Consider the following 23154-nt stretch of genomic DNA (forward strand, 5'->3'; position numbering starts at 1 on the left):
GGGGCGCCCGGCGGCGCTCATGCGGCGCCGTCCTCCGAGGCCGTACGGCCGGGCGGCGCGATCGGCGAGCTCTCGCCGTACGACGCCCGCTCCCGCCAGGGTCCGGGTCCACGCCGCCCGGCGCGCCATGCGCCGGTGCGGTGGTGAGCTTGGTCCGCACCGTCCTCGGAGACGTTCCCGCGACCGGGCTGGGCATCCGCGACACCCACGGCCACCTCTTCCTGCGTACGCCTCGACTGCCCGGCCGGGAACTCGACGACACCGAGGCGGCGCGAGCCCGGCCGAGCGCCTTCCGCGGGTCCGGCGGGCAGTCGGCCGTGCAGTGGACTCCCTACGGGACGGGGCGCCGGGCTGAGGACCTGGCCGCCCTCTCGCGCTCCTGGAGCGGATGCTCACCGGGAACGCGGCGCGCCTTCGGGACGGAGCGGCTCAGCGGCTGACCCGGCGTCCCGCGAACCGGTCGAGTGCGCCGATCACCAGGGCCCGCATCGTCTCGCTGCCCTTGTGCCCCGCGTCGTCGACGACGGTCAGCTCCGCGTCCGGCCAGACCTGGGCGAGCTCCCAGGCGGTGCCGTGCGGGCTGCTGAGGTCGTGGCGGCCGTGGAGCAGTACACCCGGGATGCCGGCCAGCCGTCCCGCGTCGCGCAGCAGCTGCCCTTCGTCCAGCCAGGCACCGTGGGCGAAGTAGTGCGAGGCGAGGCGCACCAGCGCGGTGCGGGCGGCGTCGGGGAGGTCGCCGTAGGGACGGTCGCTGCCGCTCGGTTCCAGGGAGAGCACGGCGTCCTCCCAGGCGCACCAGTCGGCGGTCGCCCTGGCCCGTACGTCCGGGTCGGGGTCCGAGACGAGCCGTGCGTACGCCGCGACGAGGTCGCCGTCGCGGGCGTTCCCAGGAACGCCCGCCCGCAGCCGCTGCCACGCCTCGGGGAAGAACCGTGCGACGCCCCGGTACAGCCAGTCGATCTCCGAGCGGCGGGTCGTGGTGACACCGGAGATGACGATCTCCGAGACGCGGTCCGGATGGGCCTCGGCGTAGGCGAGGATCAGCGTGGATCCCCAGGAGCCGCCGAAGAGCAGCCAGCGGTCGATGCCCAGGTGCTCCCTCAACCGTTCCATGTCGCGGACCAGTTGGTGGGTGGTGTTGTGGGTGAGGTCGGTGGCGGGGTCGCTCGCGTGGGGCGTGCTGCGGCCGCATCCGCGCTGGTCGAAGAGGACGGTCCGGTAGCGCTCCGGGTCGAAGCAGCGGCGTACGCCGGGGTCGCAGCCGGAGCCGGGGCCGCCGTGGACGACGAGCGCGGGCTTGCCCTCGGGGTTGCCGCAGACCTCCCAGTGGACGAGGTTGCCGTGGCCGACGTCGAGCATGCCCTGGTCGTAGGGGTCGATGGGCGGATGGCGGTCGGTCATGCCGGGGCCTTCGTGCCCGCGAGCGCGGCGAGCGGGTCGTCGAGCACCGGCTGCCACGCCAGCTCGGCCGCTCCCACGAGGCTGTTGTGGTCGAGCGTGCACGGCAGGATGGGTACGCCGCCGCTGCGTCCCCAGAGGCTGCGGTCGGCGACCACGGCGCGCAGCCGTTCCGGGTCGGCGTCGAGCAGTTCGCGGTGGAGGCCGCCGAGGATGATGCGGTCGGGGTTGAGGATGTTGACGAGTCCGGCGAGGCCGAGGCCGAGGCGGTCGATGAGCTGTTCACCGGCTCCGCGGATCGCGGGGTCGTCGTACTTCCCGCGCAGCAGCTCGCGGGACTGCTGGAGCAGCGAGACCTCGGGCCCCGGGGGGCGGCCGGCCGCGGTGAGGAAGGCCAGCGGGTCGGTCTCGACGTCGAGGCAGCCGCGGCCGCCGCAGTAGCAGGGGTGGCCGTCGGGGTTGACCGTGAGGTGGCCGACTTCGAGGGCGAGGCCCGAACTGCCGGTGTGCAGGCGGCCGTCGACGACCAGTGCGCCGCCGACGCCCCGGTGGCCGGTGGCGACGCAGAGGAGGTGCTGGGCGCCGCGTCCCGCTCCGTGGCGGTGTTCGGCGAGGGCGGCGAGGTTGACGTCGTTGCCGGCGAAGGCGGGGCCCGTGATGCCCGCCGCGCGTACCTGGTCGGCGAAGATGTCGCGGACCGGGGCGCCCGCGGGCCACGCGAGGTGCAGCGGGTTGAGGGCGGTGCCCTCCGGCTCGGCCACGGCGGACGGCACGGCGAGGCCCGCGCCGACGCAGCGGCGGCCGCTCTCGCGCAGCAGCTCGGCGCCGGCCTCGACCGCCGCCCCGATGACCTGCGCCGGATCGGCGGAGACCGTCTCGCAGCCGGGCGCGGTCGCGACGGTCCGGCCGCCGAGGCCGACGAGCGCCGCGCGGTAGCCGTCGGCGTGGATCTGCGCGGCGAGGACGACGGGGCCCGAGTCGTTGACGGCCAGCCGGTGCGAGGGGCGGCCCTGCGAGCCGGCCGCCGCGCCCGGCCGGGAGTCGACCTGGATCAGCCCCAGGGACTCCAGTTCGGCGGCGACCGCGCCGGCGGTGGCCCTGGTGACGCCGAGCTCGGCGGTGAGGACGGCACGGGTGGGCGCCCGTCCTGTGTGCACCAGTTCCAGGGCGGGCCCGAGCGCGCTCCGGCCCCTCTCCAGCCTCGTTCTGATGGTGGTCGCCTTCCCGTTCATGGGGGCGAGTCTCCCATGCCGGGAAAGATCGTCCGGGCCCGGCTCCGCCGGTCCGCGGCGCCACCGCTCGCCTTGTACGGATCCGGGCGCGGCCCCTATGCTGACTTTGTGCCGCACCTAAACAAACTGCGGACGGCCGTTCCGGGGGGCCGGGGCGGGAACGCCGCCGCAGCCTCCCTGTCCCGCCTCCGCACCGCGCTGACCGTGTTCTTCGCCCTCGACGGCTTCCTCTTCGCCGGCTGGGTGGTCCGTATCCCCGCCATCAAGGAACAGACCGGGGCCTCCGCGAGCGACCTCGGCCTCGCCCTCCTGGGGGTGTCCGGGGGCGCGGTGATCACGATGATGCTCACCGGGCGGCTCTGCCGGCGCTTCGGCAGCCACCCGGTGACCGTGGTCTGCGGCGTGCTGCTGTCGCTGAGCATCGCGCTGCCCGCGCAGACGCACTCGACACTCGCGCTCGGTCTGGTGCTGCTGGTCTTCGGCGCTTCGTACGGTGGCATCAACGTCGCGATGAACAGTGCCGCGGTCGATCTGGTCGCGGCCATGCGGCGTCCGGTGATGCCGAGTTTCCACGCCGCTTTCAGCCTCGGCGGCATGGCCGGGGCCGGGCTGGGCGGCCTGGTCGCCGCCCACCTCTCCCCCACCGCCCATCTGCTGGGGCTGACCGGCATCGGGCTCGTCGTGACCGCCCTGACCGCTCCCGCACTGCTGCGCAACCGGGTGCCTTCTCCGAAACGCCTTCAGGAGCAGCCGGGGAACGGCCCGCGACCGCTCCGGGGAACGGCCCGAAAGGCCGTCGCCCTCTTCGGTGTGATCGCACTGTGCACGGCGTACGGCGAAGGGGCGCTCGCGGAATGGGGCACCCTCCATCTCCAGCAGGACCTCCACGCCCACCCGGGCGTCGCCGCCGCCGGGTACTCCCTCTTCGCACTGGCCATGGCGGTGGGCCGGCTCAGCGGCACCGCGCTGCTCGAACGGCTCGGCCAGACCCGCACCCTGGTGGCGGGCGGATCGCTCGCCGCCGCGGGCATGCTCCTCGGCGCGCTCGCACCCGCCACCTGGCTGGTGCTCCTCGGCTTCGCCGTGACCGGGCTCGGCCTCGCGAACATCTTCCCCGTGGCCGTCGCCAGGGCCGGCGCGCTCGCCGGGCCGAGCGGTGTGGCGGCGGCGTCCACGCTCGGTTACGGCGGCATGCTCGTCGGGCCGCCGGTCATCGGATTCCTCGCCGACTGGTTCTCCCTTCCCGTCGCCCTGACGACGGTGGCCGCACTGGCCGTCGTCGCCGCGCTCCTGGGGTACTCGGCACGGAACGCGTCACCGGGCCGCCAGTCCGACCCGTCTGAGTAGGCGTACTCAGGCGTGTCCGGCTCCGCGGGCACACCCTGGAGGCAACCCACCGGACGGAGAGATCACCATGACCACCCGACAGCTGCGCACCGTCGCGCGCCTGACGTTCCGCAACCCCGCCTCGCTGGTCTACCTCGGCCTGGTCGCGGCGGCCGCGGTGTTCCTCACGGCCGACGCCCTCTTCGTCGCCCACGCGGACGCCTCGTTCGCCGGGGCGTGGCTGTTCCTGCTCAGCGCGCCCACGATCTTCGTCTTCCTCATCGGCGGTGACCTCTTCGGAGAGGCCGTGAGCGAGTCGGTCTGGTTCCTGTACGTCGCCCTGCCGGTCTCCGTACTCATCCAGTCGTTCGCCCTCGGCTGGTTCTCCCGGCTGCTCCGCGGCGTCTCGCGTCCCGCCCGTCCCCAGGGCGCCTGACCCCCGCACGGCGGCTGGCACAATCGGCCGCATGGAAACCATGGAGACTGCCGATTTCATCAAAACGCTGGACCAGCAGGGCCAGTTGATGGCCGCCGCCGCCGAGCAGGCGGGCCCGGACGCCCTCGTGCCCGCCTGCCCCGGCTGGCAGGTGCGGGACCTGCTGCGGCACACGGGCGCGGTCCACCGGTGGGCCATGACGTATGTCATAGCAGGCCATACGGAGCGCCGCCCCCTGGGGAGCGACCCCGGCCTGGACGGGGAGGCACTGCTGCACTGGTTCCGGGAGGGGCACGGCCTGCTGGTGGCCGCGCTGAGCACGGCCCCCAAGGAGCTGGAGTGCTGGTCCTTCCTGCCCGCACCGTCGCCGCTCGCCTTCTGGGCGCGGCGCCAGGCGCACGAGACGGCGGTCCACCGCGCGGACGCGGAGTCGGCACTGGGCACCGGACTGTCCCCGGTGCGGCCGGAGTTCGCGGCGGACGGCGTCGACGAGCTGCTGCGCGGATTCCATGCCCGCGACCGCAGCCGGGTGCGCACCGACGCGCCACGCGTGCTGCGCGTACGGGCGACGGACTCGGGCGACGTATGGACGGTGCGGCTCTCCGACGGTCCGCCGCGCACGGAGCGCGGCGACGAGGGGCCCGCCGACTGCGAGCTGAGCGGGCCCGCCGGGCAGCTCTGGCTGGCCCTCTGGAACAGGCTGCCGCTCTCCGCGCTCACCGCGTCCGGTGACGACGCGCTCGCGCGCCTGTGGGAGGAGAAGTCGGCCGTCTGACCGTGCCGCCCCCGGGCGGTGCCGGGCAGCTTCCGGCCGGGCCCGGCCGCGGTGACGGCGGTCGCGGCCGCGGGGCTGCTCATCACGCTCACCGGGCTGCGCAGGTACCGCGCCCGGCAGACCCCCGTCCTCGCGAAGTCCGTACCGGAGGCCGCACCGGAGCGGGTCGGCGCCCCGGACGGGCCGGCGAGGGGGACGGGAGCGGCCGGCAGGTGCCTCTTGCCCGCCGGTCGCACCCGCTGCGAGAATCCGGGACATGGCGACGAGGACGCAGGCGCAACGCGACGCGATGACGGTCGAGATCGGGTACGCCCTGCTGAGCGCGGCCGTCCTGGCGGGCGTCACCTTCGCGGCCGTCACCGGCCCCTGGCACCTCCTCGGCGCCTCTCCCGCCCTGAGCAAGGTCATGCTGGTCGCCGGGGGCACCCTGGCGGTGGTCGTCTTCGTCCTGCGGGTCGTGCACGTGCTGTGGGGTTACCGGGGCGCGCCCGGGACCCAGCCCGGCTGACCGGCGCCCGGACCGAGGACCTGCGCGAGTGGCACGCGCTGCTGCGGGCCGGGGAGGCGGGCGATCCGCGACGCGCCGGTGAACCGGCGGAGCGGGGCGAGGCGTTGTGACGCGGCGACTTCCCCGAGGGGCTCGGCGGGCCGTACCTGGAAGCCGAACGGCGACGGTGGGCGGAGAAGCGGCTGACCGTGCCGGAGGCGTGGCTGGAGGGCGAGATCGAGCTGGGGCGCTGTCCGGAGTACGTGCACGAGTCGTACGCCGGGTGGCAGCCCATCCGCTGCGGGAGCGGCTCACCTGGCTGCCGAGGCCGGCGCTGTACCGCGGCGGCCGTTCGTCGGACGCGCTGCTGGCGTACGAGGAGACGCGGCGCCGCCTCGCGGAGGCGATCGGCCCGGGCCCGGCCCTGCGCTCCCTGCACCAGCGGGTGCTGTGCCAGGACCCGTCGCTGCTGCGGGGGGCGGCGCCCGCGGGCTCACGGCGTGGGCGGGAGCGGGGGCCGGGCGGTCCCGGGCCAAGCCGGCGGTGATCCGCCGGGCCACGCACCTCGCTGACGCTTCCGGGCGGCGCACACCGTGCGCGCCGTCGGCGGAGGTGGGCTCCGCCTCGGCAGGAGGGCCGAGGCGGGCGTTTTCTCCGACGGCGCCGGCCCGGGCCCCCCGCGCCTCCCCGGCCGGCCCTCCGCACCGCCGTCAAGGGCCGCCCCGAGCACCGGCCACGCGGGGCCGCGCCCCACGTCCTACGCGCCCACGGCCTGCGACCTACGGCCTGCGGTTCACGGCCTGTCCAGCGCACTCAGCGCGCGCTGGACGACAGGGCGCGTACGCACCGTCTCGGCCAGCGTCGTCGAGCCGCGCGTGATCCCCGCGAACATCTTCCAGGCCGGCCGGAATCCGGTTATGGCCGCGTGCAGCAGCCCCGGCCGCCGCTCGAACAGCGCGAGCATCCGCCGCCCGACACCCATCTCCACACCCAGTCCCGCCTTGATGGCGAAGGCGTAGTTCAGCGCCTGTCGGCGGGCGTCCACGGCGTCCTGCGCCTCCGCGATCCGCACCGCCCACTCCCCCGCGAGCCGCCCCGACCGCAGCGCGAAGGAGATTCCCTCACGGGTCCACGGCTCCAGCAGCCCCGCCGCGTCCCCGCACACCAGCACCCGGCCGCGCGAAAGCGGCGAATCGTCGCTGCGGCACCGCGTCAGGTGCCCGGAGGACACCGCGGGTTCGAAACCGGCCAGCCCGAGGCGGGCGATGAAGTCCTCCAGGTACCGCTTGGTGGCGGCGCCGTCACCGCGCGCCGAGATCACGCCGACCGTCAGCGTCTCCCCCTTGGGGAACACCCAGCCGTAGCTCCCCGGGAGCGGTCCCCAGTCGATGAGCACCCGCCCCGCCCAGTCCTCGGCGACCGTCGCGGGCACCGGGATCTCCGCCTCCAGGCCGAGATCCACCTGGTCGAGCTTGACCCCGACATGCGCCCCTATCCGGCCGGCACTGCCGTCCGCGCCGACCACCGAACGGGCGAGCACCGTCTCGCCGTCCGCCAGGACGACGGCCACCGTACGCCGGTCCGGCACGGCCGAGCCGTGCTGCTCGACGCGCGCGACGGACGCGCCGGTACGGACCACGGCGCCCGCCTTCCGTGCCTCTTCGACCAGCCCGGCGTCGAACTCCGGCCGGTTGATGAGACCGAAGAGCATCTGCTTCGAGCGGCGTGTCCGCGTCAGCTTCCCGTCCAGCGAGAACGTCACGGCATGCACGCGGTCCTTGAACGGGAGTTCGAAGCCGGGTGGCAGCGCGTCGCGCGAAGGTCCGATGATGCCGCCGCCGCAGGTCTTGTAACGGGGCAGCTCCGCCTTCTCCAGGAGAAGGACGCGCCGCCCCGCGACCGCGGCCGCATATGCCGCCGACGACCCGGCGGGCCCGGCACCGACCACCACGACGTCCCACACCGGCTCTTCGCGCTCACGTCCGGCGTCTGCGTTCTCGCTGCTCACGATGTGCTTCTGCTCCTGATCCGCCCAGTGGTCCGTACTGCTGACGCATCCTACGGCGCAGGAGTCGCCGATCTCGCTGTGGGAGGATCGGGCGTGCTTTTGTCGGCATACCCCGTACGAACGCATATACGTACAACAACGTCGCACCCACGAGGAGCGTGCCCATGAACGCGAATCCGATCGCCGAGACCATCGCCTCGCTGATGCCCCGCGCGAAGACGGAGTTGGCCGAGCTGGTGGCCTTCCAGTCGGTGGCGGATACCGCGCAGTTCCCGAAGAGCGAGTGCGAGGCGGCCGCGGTCTGGATCGCCGGTTCACTGCGCTCCGAGGGCTTCGAGGACGTCGCGCTGCTCGACACCCCCGACGGCACCCAGTCGGTCTACGGCTTCCTGCCGGGCCCGGCAGGCGCTCCGACCGTTCTGCTGTACGCGCACTACGACGTGCAGCCGCCGCTGGACGAGTCCGCCTGGGTCTCTCCGCCCTTCGAACTGACCGAGCGCGACGGCCGCTGGTACGGGCGCGGCGCGGCCGACTGCAAGGGCGGCCTCATCATGCACCTGCTCGCGCTGCGCGCGCTCAAGGCGAACGGCGGCGTTCCGGTCTCGGTGAAGGTCGTCGTGGAGGGCTCGGAGGAGCAGGGCACGGGCGGCCTGGAGCGGTACGCCGAGGCGCACCCGGAGCTGCTGGCCGCCGACACGGTCGTCATCGGCGACACCGGCAACTTCCGCGTCGGCCTGCCGACGGTCACCGCGACGCTGCGCGGCATGACCATGCTGCGCGTACGGATCGACACCCTTGAGGGCAACCTGCACTCGGGACAGTTCGGCGGCGCCGCCCCGGACGCGCTGGCCGCGCTCATCCAGCTGCTGGCCTCGCTGCGCGCCGAGGACGGTTCGACCACCGTGGACGGGCTGGGTGCCGACTCCTCGTGGGACGGTCTGGAATACCCCGAGGAGGAGTTCCGCAAGGACGCGCGCGTCCTCGACGGTGTCGGGCTGATCGGCCACGGCACGGTCGCCGACCGCATCTGGGCCCGCCCCGCCGTCACGGTCATCGGCATCGACTGCCCGCCGGTGGTCGGCGCGACGCCGTCCCTCCAGGCGAGCGCGCGGGCGCAGATCAGCCTGCGGGTGCCGCCGGGGCAGGACGCGGCCGAGGCGACGAAGCTGCTGACCGCGCACCTCCTGGCGCACACGCCGTGGGGCGCGCGGGTCTCGGTGGAGCAGGTGGGCCAGGGCCAGCCGTTCCAGGCGGACGTCAGCAGTCCGGCGTACGCCTCGATGGCGGAGGCGATGCGCGTGGCATACCCGGGCGAGGAGATGCAGACGTCCGGCATGGGCGGCTCGATCCCGCTGTGCAACACGCTCTCCGCCCTCTACCCGAAGGCCGAGATCCTGCTCGTCGGCCTCAGCGAGCCCGAGGCGCAGATCCACGCGGTGAACGAGAGCGTCTCGCCCGGGGAACTGGAGCGGATGTCCGTCGCCGAGGCGCTGTTCCTCGTCAACTACGCGCGCTCGAAGCAGGGCTGAGAGCGGAGCGGTTACGCGCGGAGCGGAGATCGCCGACGCCGACAGCGTGGACCCGTACGGCGAGCGGCCGGCCGGTCCGCCGTACCTCTGACGCGACGGCGAGGGGCTGATCCTGATCGACGCGGGCCCCGCAAGGGCGCGACGGCGGACAGCGACGAGGCGGTACGGAGCCTGGGCCCGCGCCCGGGGGGAAATCCCACCGGATCGTCCTCACCCACGGCCACCGCGACCACCTCGGCGCCGCCGGGGAACCGGCGCGGCGGTACGGCGCCGAGGTGGCGGCGCACCGGCTCGACGCGCCCGTGATCCGTGGCGAGCCGCCGGTGCCCGAGCCCGTGCCGCTGGACTGGGAGCGTCCGCCGTACGCCCACGGGCTGACAGTGGAGCCGTCCCCGGCCCCCCGGGTGGACCGGGAGACCGGGGACGGCGTCCTGCCCGGCTCCGGCGACGGGGCGCGGGTGGTGCGCTCGCCCGGCCGCACGGACGGCAGCATCGCCGTCCACCCGCCGCGGCACGGTGTGCTGTTCACGGGCGACTGTGCCGCCGGCGTCGGCCGGGTCGTGCCGGGCGTGTTCCGCACCGACCGCGAGCCGGCCCTGGAGTCCTTCCGCCGCTTGGCGGCGCCCGCCCCCGCTGCGGCCCGCCCCGGCCACGGCGACCCGCTGACGGACGGCACGGCTGCCGCTCTGCGGGCATCAGCCGACCGGGACTCCGGCCTCCAGATTGAGCACGGCTGACCTCTCGCGGGCCCGCAGGGCCCAGCGCAGCCGCTCGTAACGGTTGGGGGGCAGCAGACCGGCGGCCTCCCCCTCGGTGACGAAGCGCCAGCCGCGCAGCTCGGAGCCGGGCAGCACCAGCTGTCCGGCCGCCGCGCTGTCGAGCGTGCCGCCGTCGAAGATCAGCCGCAGACCGCCGAAGGCGGGCGGCCGCGGCGGCTCCCAGTCGACGACCAGCAGCTTGGGTACGTCGGTGAGTTCTATCCCTATCTCCTCCTTGACCTCGCGTATACCGGCGCGTGCGGGTGCCTCCCCCCGCTCCACGACACCGCCGGGGAACTCCCATCCCGGCTTGTAGGTGGGATCGACGAGCAGCACCCGGTCCGCCTCGTCGAAGAGCAGCACGCCCGCGGCGAGGGTTTCGGCGGTGGGCGCGGGTGTCTGCACGATCTCGCAGGTCCTGGCCGCCCCGGTCCGTACGGCGTCGGCGATCCGTACGGCGGTCTCGGCGGCGGTCAGTCCGCTGGTGTCGATGACATGGGCGTCGTCGGCGAGCCAGGGGAGCGCGGCACGGTACGGATCGATGTGCTCGTACGCCCACTGCCGTACGCGCCCGTTCTCTTCGGGATCGTCCGCCCACTCCTCACGGGCGGCGATCCGTTCGCGCAGGATCGTTTCGTCTGCCGACAGCAGCACATGGCACACCGGGATGCGCCGCGCGGCGAGACCACCGAAGATCTCGTCGCGGTACTCCTGGCGCAGGAGTGTCATGGGCACCACCAGCGTGCCGCCCACTTCGGCGAGCAGCGCGGCCGCGGTGTCGACGACCAGGCGGCGCCAGATCGGCAGCTCCTGGTAGTCGCCGACCTCCGCGAGCCGCTTCTGCGGCAGCAGGTCACGCAGTCCCCCGCCGATCAGTTCGGGGTCGTAGAAGGTGCTGTTCGGGATCAGATCGATCAGTTCGCGTGCGGCGCTGGTCTTGCCCGCACTGAACGCACCGTTGATCCAGACGATCACGGTTCCCCCTCTTCCGTAGCCCCCAGTGGTTCGTCCGCGACACACCGCCACGGAAACCCCGGGTCACCGCATCGTGCCCGCGACCGTTTGGGCACACAACCGTGCCGATGCTGTCGCATGCCGGGGGCAACGGCGCGGGGCACAGGTGGCGTCGGACCGTACAGGAGAGTGCCCGGCCCGAACGGGGAACCGTGACGCATGTGTGCGGAGTCTCGTTGGGGCAACGGGAGCAACAGTTCAGCAGGCATGGGAGTGGGGTGCGGCATGAGTCGCATGGTGTTGGAACAGTTCCCGGCCGGCGGCCCGCGGGGCAGCCGGCCGGCCGAGGAGTTCGCCCTGGCACGACGCGCGGAGGGATGCCCGGCGGAGGTCGTGATGGACCTGGAGTCGGACGCGTTCCTGGTGGTCGTGACGGAGCGGGTGACGGAGGCCGGCGCGCGCGCCGGGTCCGGCTACTCCGTGGCGTCGAGGTCGTCGGCGTAGTGCTCGATCGCGGCGCGGTAACGCCGCACGCCCGGATCGTCGCTGGTGGCCGCCAGGGCCTTGAGCAGCGTCCGGACGGCCTCACGGCCCCGGCCGGTGTTGTACAGGGCCATGGCGAGGAAGGACTCCAGGGCCGGGTCGTCCGGAAACTCCGCCAGGCCGCGGCGCAGGGTGCGCAGGGCCGGTTCGTGGCGGCCCAGCACGCGGTAGGTGCTGCCCAGGCCCAGGAAGACACCGTGGCGGTCCTGGGGCGGCAGGCCCGGCAGGCTCAGGGCGCGTTCGTAGTACGGGGCGGCCTCGCCCTCCAGGCCGAGCACGTCGTGCGCCCACGCGGTCTGATAGGCGATCACGGCGTCCTGCGGATACCGCTCGGCCAGTGTCACCAGCCGGTCCCGGGCCTCGGCGGCCCGGCCCTCCTCCCGTAGCCGTACCGCTTGCGCCAGCGCTGTGTCCCGCTCGTGATCACCGTTCATCGGCCCACGCTACAACGGCCGGTGGGTTCGGTCGCCGGCCGGGCAAGTACCTTGTCCGGCCGGGTGGTCGTCCGCGTCAGCCGGCGTACGCCGCCGCCTCCCCCGGCCGCCCGCCGAGCGAGGCGGCGCCGGCCGCGCCCACCAGGCCCGCGTCGGTTCCGGTCAGGGCCGGAGCGACCTTCAGGCGCTGGACGAAGGAGAGCGTGGCGTACTCGCGCAGCGCGCGGCGCAGGGGCGCGAAGAGCACGTCGCCCGCGCCGGCCACTCCCCCGCCGACGACGGCGATCTCGATCTCCGTCAGCGTCGCGGTCGCGGCGATCCCGGCGGCCAGGGCCTGGGCCGCCCGCCGGTACGACGCGACGGCGACCGGGTCTCCGGCCCGGGCGGCGGCGGCCACCGCGGCGGCGGTGGTGTCGCCGTCCGGGCCCGGTCGCCAGCCCTGGTCGAGCGCCCGGCGCGCGATGTTGGGGCCGCTGGCGATCCGTTCGACGCAGCCGCGCGACCCGCACGGGCACGGGTCGCCGTCCAGGTCGACGCTGATGTGACCGATGTGGCCCGCGTTGCCCGTCGGGCCCGGATGCACTCGTCCGTCCAGGACCAGGCCGCCGCCGACGCCCGTGGAGACGACCAGGCACAGCGCGTTGTCGTAACCGCGGGCCGCGCCCTGCCAGTGCTCGGCGGCCGTCATCGCCACGCCGTCGCCGACCAGGGTGACCGGCCGGCCTCCCGCCGCCCGGCGTACCCGCTCGACCAGCGGGAAGTCGCGCCACCCCGGGACGTTGACCGGGCTGACCGTACCGGCGGAGGCGTCCACCGGTCCCGCGCTGCCGATACCGACGGCCGTGGCGCGCTCCCACAACGGGGAGGCGGTCAGCTCGCCGAACACCCCGCCGACCGCACGCATCACGCTCTCGGCGTCCTCACGCGCGGGCGTCGGCCGCTGCACGCGCAGAAGAATCCGGCCGTCACCGTCCACCAGCGCTCCGGCGATCTTGGTGCCGCCGATGTCGAGAGCGGCGACGAGGTCGGTGCGCATCGGTGTCTGGTCTCCAGCGGGGCAGGGGGTGGCAGCAGGTCAGAGCAAGTCTCTCTTCACATGACAACGTTGTCCAGGCCCTATGCTCGACGCCACACCCTTCGCACACCGGCGAGCACGCCCTGCTGGCCGGACACCGCACCGACGAGGACAGGACAGCGCACCGTGGCCGAGACCGAAAGCCGCCGCCCCGAACCCCGCTACGGCAACCGGCCGACCATGAAGGACGTCGCCGCCCGCGCCGGAGTCGGCCTCAAGACGGTCTCCCGCGTCGTGAACGGCGAGGCGGGCGTCACACCCGACACCGAACAGCGCGTCCAGGAGGCGATCGAGGCGCTGGGCTTCCGCCGCAACGACAGCGCGCGCGTCCTGCGCAAGGGCCGCACCGCCAGCATCGGCCTCGTCCTCGAAGACCTCGCGGACCCGTTCTACGGGCCGCTGAACCGCGCCGTGGAGGAAGTGGCCCGCGCCCACGGCGCCCTCCTCATCAACGGATCGAGCGCCGGGGACCCCGCCCGCGAACAGGAGCTGGTGCTCGCGCTCTGCGCCCGGCGCGTCGACGGTCTCATCGTGATCCCGGCCGGGGACGACCACCGCTACCTGGAGCCGGAGATCGCGGCGGGCGTCGCCACCGTCTTCGTGGACCGCCCCGCCGGGAAGACGGACGCGGACGTGGTGCTCTCCGACAGCTTCGGCGGCGCGCGCGAGGGCGTGGCCCATCTGATCGGGCACGGGCACCGGCGTATCGGCTTCGTCGGCGACCAGCCGCGCATCCACACGGCCAACGAGCGGCTTCGCGGCTACTACGCCGCCATGGAGGAGGCCGGGCTGCCGGCCGACGACGCGTGGGTGTCGCTCGGCTCCACGGCTCCCGAGCGGGTGCGGGACGCGGTCACCGCGATGCTGGACGCCCCCGAGCCCGTCACCGCGATCTTCGCGGGCAACAACCGGGTGACGGTGACGGCGGTACGGGTCCTCGCCGGCCGGGAGCACCCGGTCGCCCTGGTCGGGTTCGACGACATCGAGCTCGCCGACCTGCTCCAGCCGGGCCTCACCGTCGTCGCGCAGGACGCCGCCACGCTGGGCCGCACCGCGGCCGACCGCCTCTTCCGTCGTCTCGACGGTGCGAACGACGCGCCCGCGCGCGTGGAACTCCCGACGCGCCTCATCGTGCGCGGCTCGGGCGAGATCCAGCCCTGGACGCCCTGAGCCCGGTCCGGCCGCCCGGGCCCGGCGGACCCGATCCCGCCGGGTGCCGCCCGCCGGGCCCGATCCCGCCGGGGCCGGCCCGGCGCCCGGCGCGGCCTCAGCAGACCGGCAGGCCGGGCACGGGCTTGTCGTTGTCGCCGCCCTTGAGGTGGACGTCGCTGACGAAGACGCCGGTGTTCCCGCTGTCGTCGTCGGTCTTGGCCCACCAGACGTTCGTCCACTGGCCGGAGGTCTCCCTGCGGCCGAGGTTCTGCTGGCAGTAGAAGTAGTTGGTGCCCGCGTTCAGCACACCGGCCTCGGCTCCGGACGCCGTGTAGGACTTCGCGGTCTGCCAGACCGTGCAGTTGTACTTGCCGCCGCCGATGCTGTGGCAGGCGGGGTCGGGAGCCGGTTCGTCCGGGCCGTTCCCGCCGCCGGCCGTGGTCGCCGGGCCGCCGTCGCCGGACCCGCCGGTCGCCGCGCCGCCCGAACCGCCCGACGTGTCGGCGCCGTCGGCGGAATCCGACGTACCGGAACCGTCGTCGTCCTTGCCGCCGTCCGATCCGGAGTCCCTGCCGCCGTCCGAGCCGCCGGAGTCCTTGCCGCCGTCGCCGTCGTCATCGCCGCTGCCGCCGACGGGCGGCTTCGCGTCCGGCCGCGGGCTCTTCTCGGCCTCCTGCCCGGTGGATCCGGAGCCGGCCGGCTTCTTCGTGGCGGAAGGCTCGTCGCCTGCGGGCATCCGGCCGAGGCTGCCGGGCGAGGCGCTCTCCTGCTCCTCCGCCCCCTTCGCCTGCCCCGTGGACACCGGCTCCTTACGGTCGGTGAGGGCGTACGTCACACCGCCGCCGGCCAGCAGGACGGCCGCGACCCCCGCCGCCACCAGAGCGGTCCTGCCGCGCCCGGGCCTGCTTCCCGGAGCGGGGCCGGGCGCGGCGGGCGGAGGACCGGCCACGGGGCCGAACCCCTCCGGCCGGTGCGGAAGCACATCGTGCACCGTCACTTCCCGGGGCGGACCGTAAGCGCCGTGAGGGGGCTGAGGGGCCTGGGAGCTGCGAGGGCCGCCGTGCGCGAACCCGGCCTGTGCACCACTGTCGCCGGAACCGGAACCGGAACCGGAACCAGCACCGGAACCGGAACCGCCGCGCAGCGCCGCCGTACCCGCCGGGTCCTCACCGGCGGCCACCGCCGTGAGCAGCCGGGCCGCCTCCCCGGCATCGGGACGCTGTGCCGGGTCCTTGCTCATCAGCCGCTGGAGTACGGGCCCGAGCGGTCCGGCCCGCCGCGGCTCCGGCAGCGGCTCCTCGACGATCGCGGTCAGCGTCGACCAGGTTGACGTACGGCGGAACGGAGAGCCGCCCTCCACCGCCGCGTACAGTGTCGCGCCGAGCGCCCAGACGTCGGACGCGGGGCCCGGCTCCTGACCCTGGGCGCGCTCGGGCGCCAAGTAGTCGAGGGAGCCGACCAGTTCGCCGCTGCGGGTGAGGTGGGCCGTGGAGCCGTCGCCCGGATCGTCCATGGCCGCGATCCCGAAGTCGGTGAGCACCACCCGTCCGCTGGCGCGGTCGAGCAGCACATTGCCCGGTTTGACGTCGCGGTGCAGCACCCCGACCGCGTGTGCGGCGCCCAGCGCCTCCAGCACCCTGGCACCGATGGACGCGGCTTCGCGGGGGTCCAGGAGGCCCCGCTCGCGCAGTACGTCGTCCAGGGAGGGCCCGTCGACGAGTTCCATGACGATGACCGGGCGGCCGTCGTGCTCGGTGACGTCGTGGACGGCGATGACTCCGGGGTGGCGTACCCGCGCGGCGGCCCGCGCTTCGCGCTGCATGCGGATCCGCAGGCCGTCCAGTTCGGGGGCCGACGAGTCGTTGTACGTCCGCAGTTCCTTGACCGCCACCTCACGGCCGAGCACCTCGTCGACCGCGCGCCAGACCACGCCCATGCCGCCGCGACCGAGCTGCTCGATCACGCGGTAGCGGCCGGCCAACCGCTCGTTCTCCCCCGTAGCCACCACTGCCCCGTTCCTCTGTTCCGACTGAGACGGGGTACACAGTACGGGGCCCTGCCGGCGGCTTGCGGCGCGCGTGCCGGGACGGGCGGGACGGGCTCCCATGACGGGTGGACGGAACGAGTTCGCGGAGCTGCCCCCGGGGTGCGGCAGCGGTGGACCGGCAGCCTCAGCCGCCCCGACCGCCGCCTCAGCCGCCCCGACCGCCGCCTCGGCGGTCCGGCCGCTCGACGACCCGCTCGGGTCCGTCCGCCGGGCAGCGCCGGACACCCGGCGCTGCCCGGCGCTGTCATGCGGTGGACGGGCCGGCGGGTCAGGCCCCGGACCGGCTCCTGATCACTGGGTCGCGGCCGTGAGGCCGCCGCGGCGCGGCGACGCGAAACCGTCGAGGTCCGCGCGGGTGAGGCCGGTGAGGCGGGCGACCTCGGCGGTGTCGAGGGCGCCGCAGTCGATGCCGCGCAGCAGGTAGCCGCTGAGCGCCTTGGCGGTCGCGGGCTCGTCCATCACGTCGCCGCCGGCGTGGTTGACGTACGCGGCGAGGCGCGCGGCGGCCTGCTCGTAGCCCTCGCGGTAGAAGGCGAAGACGGCGGCGTAACGGGTCGGGATGTGCGCCGGGTGCATGTCCCAGCCCTGGTAGTACGCGCGGGCCAGGGCGCGGCGGGTGAGTCCGTAGTGGAGCCGCCAGGCCTCGTGGACGTGCTGGGTGGTCCCGACCGGCAGGACGTTGGTGGAACCGTCCGAGACGCGTACGCCGGTGCCCGCGGCGGCGACCTGCATGATCGCCTTGGCGTGGTCGGCGGCCGGGTGGTCGCTGGCCTGGTAGGCGGCGCTGACGCCGAGGCAGGCGCTGTAGTCGAAGGTGCCGTAGTGCAGTCCGGTGGCACGGCCCTCGGCGGCGTCGATCATCCGGGCCACGGCGGCGGTGCCGTCGGCGGCGAGGATGGACTGGCTGGTCTCGATCTGGATCTCGAAGCCGATCCGGCCCGCGTCCAGGCCGCGCGCCTTCTCGAACTCCTCCAGGAGGCGCACCATCGCGGTGACCTGCTCGGGGTACGTGACCTTGGGCAGCGTCAGGACGAGCCCGTCGGGCAGGCCGCCGGCCTCCATCAGGCCGGTGAGGAAGATGTCGAGGGTGCGGATGCCGCGGTCGCGTACGGCGGCCTCCATGCACTTCATGCGGATGCCCATGTACGGGGCGGCCGTGCCCTTCGCGTACGCCTCGCCGATCAGCCGGGCGGCGCGGGCGGCGTGCGCGTCCTCGTCGGCGTCGGTGCGGCCTCCGTAACCGTCCTCGAAGTCGACGCGCAGGTCCTCGACGGGCTCGCGCTCCAGCTTGGCCCGTACGCGGTCGTGGACCGGCTGGGCGAGGTCGTCGGAGAGGCCGAGGACCGCGGCGAAGGAGGCGGCGTCCGGGGCGTGCTCGTCGAGCGCCTCGAGCGCCCGGTCGCCCCAGGAGCGGACGGTGTCGGCGGCGAAGACGTCGCCGGGCACGTAGACCGTGTGCACGGGCTGGCGGGTGCCTGGGTCTCCGGGGTAGCGGCGGGCGAGCTCCTCGTCGACCGGTACGAGGGAGGCGCTGATGCCCTCGCTGACCGCGCCTGCGAGGCTTGTCGCCACCTTCTCCTGCTGACCCATTCCAACCCTCCAGTTTTCCGCTTCACGGAATCAACAATCCGAATAGCGAAGTTAATGGCCGGTCGTGACCTGCGTCAATGGTCTCCGGAAAGCGGCCGGGGCCGCGCGGTGAAGATCACCGCACGGCCCCGGCGCTTTCCGGCGCGTCACGAGGTGCGCAGGTCAGCCCTTGCGGGCCTTGACCTCTTCGGTCAGCTGCGGGACGACCGTGAAGAGGTCGCCGACCACGCCGTAGTCGACGAGGTCGAAGATCGGGGCCTCGGCGTCCTTGTTGACGGCGACGATCGTCTTCGAGGTCTGCATGCCGGCCCGGTGCTGGATCGCGCCGGAGATGCCGGAGGCGATGTACAGCTGCGGGGAGACCGACTTGCCGGTCTGGCCGACCTGGTTGGAGTGCGGGTACCAGCCGGCGTCGACGGCGGCGCGCGAGGCGCCGACGGCGGCGCCGAGCGAGTCGGCGAGCTCCTCGATGACGTGGAAGTTCTCGGCGCCGTTGACGCCGCGGCCGCCGGAGACCACGATCGCGGCCTCGGTCAGCTCGGGGCGGCCGGTGGACTCGCGCGGGGTGCGCGAGACGACCTTGGTGCCGGTCGACTTCTCGCCGAAGGAGACGGAGAGCGCCTCGACGGTGCCCGCCGCCGGGGCGGCCTCGACCGGCGCCGAGTTCGGCTTGACGGTGATGACCGGGGTGCCCTTGGAGACACGGGACTTGGTGGTGTACGAGGCGGCGAACACGGCCTGCGTGGCCACCGGGCCCTCCTCGCCGGCCTCCAGGTCGACGGCGTCGGTGATGATGCCGGAGCCGATGCGGACCGCGAGGCGGGCGGCGATCTCCTTGGCCTCGGCGGAGGACGGCACGAGCACGGCGGCCAGGGAGCCTCCGGCGGACACCGCCTCGTACGCGGCCTGGAGCGCGTCCACCTTCGGTACGACGAGGTAGTCGGCGAACTCGGGGGCGTTGGCGGTCAGGACCTTGACGGCGCCGTGCTCGGCCAGCACCGCGGCGGTGGCCTCGGCACCGTTGCCGAGGGCGACGGCGACGGGCTCGCCGATGCGGCGGGCGAGCGTCAGCAGTTCGAGGGTGGGCTTGCGGACGGCGCCGTCCACGTGGTCGACATAGACGAGAACTTCAGCCATGGGAATGCTCTCCTGCGAGTGACGAGTGCGAAGAATCTGGGGGCGTCGAGGTGGCGCGCAGGCCTTAGATGAACTTCTGGCCCGCGAGGAACTCGGCCAGCTGCTTGCCGCCCTCGCCCTCGTCCTTGACGATCGTGCCCGCGGTGCGCGCCGGGCGCTCGGTGGCGGAGTCGACGCGGGTCCAGGCGCCCTCCAGGCCGACCTCGTCGCCGTCGATGCCGAGGTCGTCCAGGTCCAGGGACTGAACCGGCTTCTTCTTGGCGGCCATGATGCCCTTGAAGGACGGGTAGCGGGCCTCGCCCGACTGGTCCGTCACGGACACGACGGCCGGCAGGGACGCCTCCAGCTGCTCGCTCGCGCTGTCGCCGTCACGGCGGCCCTTGACCGTTCCGTCGGCACCGCCCTCGACCGAGACCTCGGAGAGCAGCGTGACCTGCGGGACGCCCAGGCGCTCGGCCAGCATCGCCGGAAGGATCCCCATGGTGCCGTCGGTCGAGGCCATACCGGTGATGACCAGGTCGTAACCGGTCTGCTCGATGGCCTTGGCGAGCACGAGCGAGGTACCCATGACGTCGGTGCCGTGCAGGTCGTCGTCCTCGACGTGGACGGCCTTGTCGGCGCCCATGGACAGCGCCTTGCGCAGGGCGTCCTTGGCGTCCTCGGGACCGACCGTCAGCACGGTGATCTCCGCGTCGTCCGCCTCGTCGGCGATCTGCAGCGCCTGCTCGACGGCGTACTCGTCGAGCTCCGACAGCAGGCCGTCGACGTCGTCGCGGTCGACGGTCAGGTCATCGGCGAAGTGCCGGTCGCCGGTGGCGTCGGGCACGTACTTCACACAGACAACGATCCTCAAGCTCACGCCGGCTCTCCTACTGCATCGTCTATTTCTTGACTGCCTCGTTGCAGGCAGCATAGGCGCCTGAAGGGGCGGATTCCGGTCGGGGTGGACCCCCGCTCCGACTGGAATATTACTCGTCAGTACATCCAGTACCTGCCCACTGAGCAAGCGCTTTGAACTGTGACCTTGCCAACGCTGCGTAATCGGCGGGTGCCGGGAACCCTCAGTCCCTCAGGGCGTTGAAGCGCCCCTGGTGGTAGAGCAGCGGCCGGCCGCTGCCCGAGGGGTCCCCGGCGACGACCTGTCCGAGCACGACACGATGGTCCCCCGCCGGTACGCGGGCCACCACCCGGCACACCAGCCACGCCAGTACGCCGTCGAGCACGGGCACCCCCTCGGGCCCCGTACGCCACCGGGTGGGCGGCGCGAAACGGTCGGCGCCGCTGCGGGCGAACGTGGCCGCCAGATCCCGCTGGTCCTCGGCGAGTATGTGGACGCCGACGTGCTCGGCCTCGGCCAGCACCGGCCAGCTGGACGAGCCGGTGCCCACGCCGAAGGAGATCAGGGGCGGTTCGGCGGCCACCGAGTTGAGGGAGGTGGCGGTGAATCCGACGGGACGGGAGCCCTGTGCGGTGATCACCGCGACGCCGGCGGCGTGGCGCCGGAAGACCGAGCGGAGCAGGTCGGAGGAGGCCGCGGGGGCCTGCGTCGGGAGCGGAACGCCGAGTCCGGGTGAAGCCGTCATGGAACTGTCCTTGGTGTCCTTCTGCGGTGGATACGGGCGGGCGGGGGTCATACGGCGCGGCCGAGTGCGGCGATGACATCGGCCCGGCGCGGCTGTCCCGAGGCCCTGCGCACGATCCGCCCGTCCCGGTCGAGGACGAGCACGGTGGGCGTGGAGCGGATGCCGAGTGCGCGTACGAGGTCGAGACGCGCCTCCGCGTCGATCTCCACATGGGCGACGCCCTCGACCATGCCCGCCACTTCGGCGAGCGTTCCGCGCGTCGCGCGGCAGGGCTGGCAGAAGGCGCTGGAGAACTGGACGAGCGTCGCGCGCTCCCCCGGCTCCGCACCCAGTTCGGCCGCGCCCAGTCGTGTACCGCCGTCGTGCCCCGGCACCTTCGCCTCCGCTGATCTCGGTCTCTTCCCCGCGTCTGTGTTTCCAGCGTTCACCACGGGAAGACCATTCCCCGTGTTTCCGTACGTGACGAGAATCTCGCGCATGAAGGACACCAGGACTGGCTACTCGGCCGTTCATGGGGCACGATCTGCCCAACGCCGCTAAACCTACGGCTGCGTAGCTTCCGCCGGGAAAGCCTCCCCGGGCACAGAAGGGTCCCCCCAGACATGGCAGAACTCGTCTATCGACCGGTCATCGGTGCCGCACGTACCTTGTTCAAGGCGCTGGACCTGAAGATCGACGCGCAGGGTTCTGAGAACATCCCCCGCACCGGGGGCGCCGTGCTGGTGAGCAATCACATCAGCTACCTGGACTTCATCTTCTCGGGACTCGGCGCGCTGCCGCAGAAGCGCCTGGTGCGCTTCATGGCGAAGGACTCGGTCTTCCGCCACAAGATCTCCGGACCGCTGATGCGCGGCATGAAGCACATCCCCGTGGACCGCAAGCGTGGTGAGGCCGCGTACGCGCACGCCCTCGACTCGCTGCGCTCGGGCGAGATCATCGGGGTCTTCCCCGAGGCGACGATCTCCGAGTCGTTCACGCTCAAGAGCTTCAAGTCGGGCGCTGCCCGCATGGCCCAGGAGGCCGGTGTTCCGCTGATCCCCATGGCCCTGTGGGGCACCCAGCGGATCTGGACCAAGGGCAGGCCGCGCAATTTCGGCCGCAACCACATCCCCGTGACGATCCGGGTCGGCGAGCCGATGGACGCACCCGTGGACGAGTTCGCGGGCGCCATCACGCGCCGGCTGCGCGGCCGGGTGCAGGAGCTGCTCGAAGCCGCCCAGCGCGCGTACCCCGTACACCCGAAGAGCGCCGAGGACACCTGGTGGATCCCGGCGCACCTGGGGGGTACGGCGCCGACCGCGGCGCAGGTGCGCGAGGCCGGCTGACCGCGTCCCGCGGTTCTCACTCCGGGGACCGGACCGTGATCCGCGCCCCGGGGCTCACCTTCTCCAGCGACTCGGCGAGTTCGGCCCCCGCGGCCCGGAGCTCTCCGAGCGTCATGGGGGCCATGCCCTCCAGCAGGAAGACGGCGTTGACGGACTCCTCGGTCAGGCGTGTACGGACACCCTGACGCCAGTTCCAGCGCCGGCACGTGACACCTTCGTCGTCGCGCCAGACGACCTCCCCCGCGTCCGGGTGCTCGACGACGTCCTCGCCGCCCGCGACCGTGAGGAACGGCTCCTCGCCGGTGGAGCGCACGAGCCGCATGGCGCCCTTGACGTGGTCCAGGTCCTCTCCCCCGACGGGGACGAGGTGCGCGACGCTGATGGCGTTGTAGAGGTCGACGAGCAGATTGATCCGCGGCAGTCCGGCGTCCGACAGGGCGCGCCTGGCGAGCGCTTCGGCGGAGTTGCGGTTGCGGGACGGCTTGGTGCCGAAGGCCGTGTACGCCGCGCGCCAGGCCGCCATGTGCGGGTCCTCGTGCGGGGCCCGGCCGCCGAGCCGCTCGGCGAGGCGGCGCGTCGCGTCGTCGAGCAGGGCGGAGCTGCCCGCGTCGCTGGGGCCGTTGACCAGGCCGTGAGCCTCGACGGCGAGGTGGGTGAAGCCGGGAGCGAGGGCGCGCACCTCGTCCGACACGGAAAGTGTGAGTGTCATGTCTGCCTTGTCTCGGGGCTTTCAGAGGGCGCCGGGGAGGGTCCGCCAGAGGTAGGGCCGGTCCGGGGCGGCTCGCAGAGCGCGCAGGACGACCGGATGTGGTGCAGCGTACAGCACCGGATAGTCCACTTCACTGAACTCCGGACGTACGGCGAAGGCCAGCCGTTCGCCGTCCGGGGAGAACTGCGCGTCCACACCGGGCCTGTTGCCGCGCGGATCCTGCCGCGCCCAGCCCCCACGCCCCGGAAGCCTGACCGCGACGAGTCCGTGGATCACGGCGTTCGAACCGTCGTCGTCCGCGAGCCGCTGGTAGCACAGGGCGGTGGGGACGCCTTCGGCACGCAGCAGCGCCGCGAGGGCGTGGGCCTTGGCGTGGCAGATACCGGTGCGTCGCGCGATCACGTCCGAGGCGCGCCAGGTGACACGCATGTCGCCCGCGTCGTGGGAGTGGGGGATGGCATCGCGTACGAATTCATAGGCCGCTTTGGCGTATGCGTATGCATCGGGTGCTGGGGCGCGCAGCCGGGCCGCGGTTTCGCGCACCAGCGGGTGTTCATGGTCGACGACGTCGTCGGCGGCCAAGTAGGCGGCCAGGTCGGGCTTTTCCTGGATCAGCTCCATGGCGGTCGAGCGTAAATACGCGGCCGGACGGAAGT

At 73.4% G+C, this 23154-nt stretch carries 24 protein-coding genes and 1 pseudogene; 11 read left to right on the forward strand and 14 right to left on the reverse strand.

Going from position 1 to position 23154, the window contains the following annotated elements:
- Nucleotides 1-143 precede the first annotated feature (143 nt).
- A pseudogene (locus ABD374_RS09960) lies at nucleotides 144-377 on the forward strand (phosphotriesterase family protein); the annotation flags it as partial.
- Nucleotides 378-429: 52 nt separating this feature from the next.
- On the opposite strand, the gene pip reads toward ABD374_RS09960, so the two are convergent.
- Nucleotides 430-1401, reverse strand: coding sequence for a prolyl aminopeptidase (pip, locus tag ABD374_RS09965; protein WP_344493600.1), 972 nt, complete (start codon nucleotides 1399-1401; stop codon nucleotides 430-432).
- Nucleotides 1398-2630 (reverse strand): ROK family protein, encoded by a 1233-nt coding sequence (locus tag ABD374_RS09970; protein ID WP_344493602.1) that lies wholly within the window; start codon nucleotides 2628-2630, stop codon nucleotides 1398-1400. The genes pip and ABD374_RS09970 overlap by 4 nt, the downstream gene beginning before the upstream one ends.
- 108 nt (nucleotides 2631-2738) lie before the next feature.
- Here ABD374_RS09970 and ABD374_RS09975 point away from each other — a divergent pair, with 108 nt between their 5' ends.
- The 5 genes from ABD374_RS09975 (at nucleotide 2739) to ABD374_RS09995 (ending at nucleotide 6201) form a co-directional block, all read left to right on the forward strand.
- Nucleotides 2739-3977, forward strand: a complete 1239-nt coding sequence (locus ABD374_RS09975) for an MFS transporter (RefSeq protein WP_344493604.1) — start codon at nucleotides 2739-2741, stop codon at nucleotides 3975-3977.
- Nucleotides 3978-4044: 67 nt separating this feature from the next.
- Nucleotides 4045-4392 (forward strand): SCO4225 family membrane protein, encoded by a 348-nt coding sequence (locus tag ABD374_RS09980; protein WP_344493606.1) that lies wholly within the window; start codon nucleotides 4045-4047, stop codon nucleotides 4390-4392.
- Nucleotides 4393-4432: 40 nt separating this feature from the next.
- Entirely contained in the window at nucleotides 4433-5167 is a 735-nt protein-coding gene (locus ABD374_RS09985; protein ID WP_344493942.1) for a maleylpyruvate isomerase family mycothiol-dependent enzyme, read from the forward strand.
- A gap of 256 nt (nucleotides 5168-5423) precedes the next feature.
- A complete protein-coding gene (locus tag ABD374_RS09990) occupies nucleotides 5424-5675 on the forward strand; it encodes a DUF6332 family protein (RefSeq protein WP_344493608.1) in 252 nt (83 codons plus the stop codon).
- Between the two features lie 199 nt (nucleotides 5676-5874).
- The gene (locus ABD374_RS09995; protein ID WP_344493610.1) at nucleotides 5875-6201 is read left to right on the forward strand and encodes a BTAD domain-containing putative transcriptional regulator; all 327 of its coding nucleotides are present in this window, start codon (nucleotides 5875-5877) and stop codon (nucleotides 6199-6201) included.
- Nucleotides 6202-6447: 246 nt separating this feature from the next.
- On the opposite strand, the gene ABD374_RS10000 is transcribed toward ABD374_RS09995, so the two are convergent.
- Nucleotides 6448-7662 (reverse strand): geranylgeranyl reductase family protein, encoded by a 1215-nt coding sequence (locus tag ABD374_RS10000; RefSeq protein WP_344493612.1) that lies wholly within the window; start codon nucleotides 7660-7662, stop codon nucleotides 6448-6450.
- A 164-nt stretch (nucleotides 7663-7826) separates the two neighbouring features.
- Between ABD374_RS10000 and ABD374_RS10005 the strand changes: the two genes are divergently transcribed.
- Nucleotides 7827-9191 (forward strand): dipeptidase, encoded by a 1365-nt coding sequence (locus tag ABD374_RS10005; RefSeq protein WP_344493614.1) that lies wholly within the window; start codon nucleotides 7827-7829, stop codon nucleotides 9189-9191.
- A gap of 203 nt (nucleotides 9192-9394) precedes the next feature.
- Nucleotides 9395-9928, forward strand: coding sequence for an MBL fold metallo-hydrolase (locus tag ABD374_RS10010; protein WP_344493944.1), 534 nt, complete (start codon nucleotides 9395-9397; stop codon nucleotides 9926-9928).
- Here the strand turns inward: ABD374_RS10010 and ABD374_RS10015 are convergent.
- Entirely contained in the window at nucleotides 9887-10924 is a 1038-nt protein-coding gene (locus tag ABD374_RS10015) for an NUDIX hydrolase (RefSeq protein WP_344493615.1), read from the reverse strand. The two genes, ABD374_RS10010 and ABD374_RS10015, sit on opposite strands and share 42 nt — an antisense overlap.
- A 264-nt stretch (nucleotides 10925-11188) precedes the next feature.
- On the opposite strand from ABD374_RS10015, the gene ABD374_RS10020 reads away from it, so the two are divergent.
- Complete coding sequence (locus ABD374_RS10020) at nucleotides 11189-11407, forward strand: hypothetical protein (protein WP_344493617.1); 219 nt, start codon at nucleotides 11189-11191, stop codon at nucleotides 11405-11407.
- On the opposite strand, the gene ABD374_RS10025 is transcribed toward ABD374_RS10020, so the two are convergent.
- Both ABD374_RS10025 and ABD374_RS10030 read right to left on the reverse strand, forming a co-directional pair.
- On the reverse strand, nucleotides 11377-11880 hold the full coding sequence (locus tag ABD374_RS10025) for a tetratricopeptide repeat protein (RefSeq protein ID WP_344493619.1): 504 nt from the start codon (nucleotides 11878-11880) through the stop codon (nucleotides 11377-11379). The two genes, ABD374_RS10020 and ABD374_RS10025, sit on opposite strands and share 31 nt — an antisense overlap.
- 76 nt (nucleotides 11881-11956) lie before the next feature.
- Nucleotides 11957-12916, reverse strand: a complete 960-nt coding sequence (locus ABD374_RS10030) for an ROK family protein (RefSeq protein ID WP_344493621.1) — start codon at nucleotides 12914-12916, stop codon at nucleotides 11957-11959.
- Between the two features lie 165 nt (nucleotides 12917-13081).
- On the opposite strand from ABD374_RS10030, the gene ABD374_RS10035 reads away from it, so the two are divergent.
- Nucleotides 13082-14125: a LacI family DNA-binding transcriptional regulator gene (locus ABD374_RS10035; protein ID WP_344493622.1), complete on the forward strand. Its 1044-nt coding sequence runs from the start codon at nucleotides 13082-13084 to the stop codon at nucleotides 14123-14125.
- 97 nt (nucleotides 14126-14222) lie between these two features.
- Here the strand turns inward: ABD374_RS10035 and ABD374_RS10040 are convergent, their stop codons facing one another.
- The 6 genes from ABD374_RS10040 to ABD374_RS10065 all read right to left on the reverse strand — a co-directional run bounded on the left by ABD374_RS10040 (nucleotide 14223) and on the right by ABD374_RS10065 (nucleotide 20838).
- Nucleotides 14223-16112, reverse strand: a complete 1890-nt coding sequence (locus ABD374_RS10040; RefSeq protein ID WP_344493623.1) for a serine/threonine-protein kinase — start codon at nucleotides 16110-16112, stop codon at nucleotides 14223-14225.
- Between the two features lie 333 nt (nucleotides 16113-16445).
- A complete protein-coding gene (locus ABD374_RS10045) occupies nucleotides 16446-17744 on the reverse strand; it encodes a DUF6986 family protein (protein ID WP_344493625.1) in 1299 nt (432 codons plus the stop codon).
- Nucleotides 17745-17906: 162 nt separating this feature from the next.
- Nucleotides 17907-18881 (reverse strand): electron transfer flavoprotein subunit alpha/FixB family protein, encoded by a 975-nt coding sequence (locus tag ABD374_RS10050; protein ID WP_344493627.1) that lies wholly within the window; start codon nucleotides 18879-18881, stop codon nucleotides 17907-17909.
- Between the two features lie 64 nt (nucleotides 18882-18945).
- Nucleotides 18946-19740 (reverse strand): electron transfer flavoprotein subunit beta/FixA family protein, encoded by a 795-nt coding sequence (locus ABD374_RS10055; protein WP_344493629.1) that lies wholly within the window; start codon nucleotides 19738-19740, stop codon nucleotides 18946-18948.
- 202 nt (nucleotides 19741-19942) lie between these two features.
- Nucleotides 19943-20464 (reverse strand): flavin reductase family protein, encoded by a 522-nt coding sequence (locus tag ABD374_RS10060; protein WP_344493631.1) that lies wholly within the window; start codon nucleotides 20462-20464, stop codon nucleotides 19943-19945.
- A gap of 47 nt (nucleotides 20465-20511) precedes the next feature.
- On the reverse strand, nucleotides 20512-20838 hold the full coding sequence (locus ABD374_RS10065; RefSeq protein WP_344493633.1) for a TlpA family protein disulfide reductase: 327 nt from the start codon (nucleotides 20836-20838) through the stop codon (nucleotides 20512-20514).
- Nucleotides 20839-21066: 228 nt separating this feature from the next.
- Here ABD374_RS10065 and ABD374_RS10070 point away from each other — a divergent pair, with 228 nt between their 5' ends.
- Complete coding sequence (locus ABD374_RS10070) at nucleotides 21067-21789, forward strand: lysophospholipid acyltransferase family protein (protein ID WP_344493635.1); 723 nt, start codon at nucleotides 21067-21069, stop codon at nucleotides 21787-21789.
- 16 nt (nucleotides 21790-21805) lie between these two features.
- On the opposite strand, the gene ABD374_RS10075 is transcribed toward ABD374_RS10070, so the two are convergent.
- Complete coding sequence (locus tag ABD374_RS10075; protein ID WP_344493637.1) at nucleotides 21806-22498, reverse strand: B3/B4 domain-containing protein; 693 nt, start codon at nucleotides 22496-22498, stop codon at nucleotides 21806-21808.
- A 21-nt stretch (nucleotides 22499-22519) separates the two neighbouring features.
- The gene (locus tag ABD374_RS10080; RefSeq protein ID WP_344493639.1) at nucleotides 22520-23119 is read right to left on the reverse strand and encodes a transglutaminase domain-containing protein; all 600 of its coding nucleotides are present in this window, start codon (nucleotides 23117-23119) and stop codon (nucleotides 22520-22522) included.
- Nucleotides 23120-23154: the final 35 nt, after the last annotated feature.

The sequence above is a fragment of the Streptomyces enissocaesilis genome (assembly GCF_039533765.1).
In the GTDB taxonomy this organism is placed as follows: Bacteria; Actinomycetota; Actinomycetes; order Streptomycetales; family Streptomycetaceae; genus Streptomyces; species Streptomyces enissocaesilis.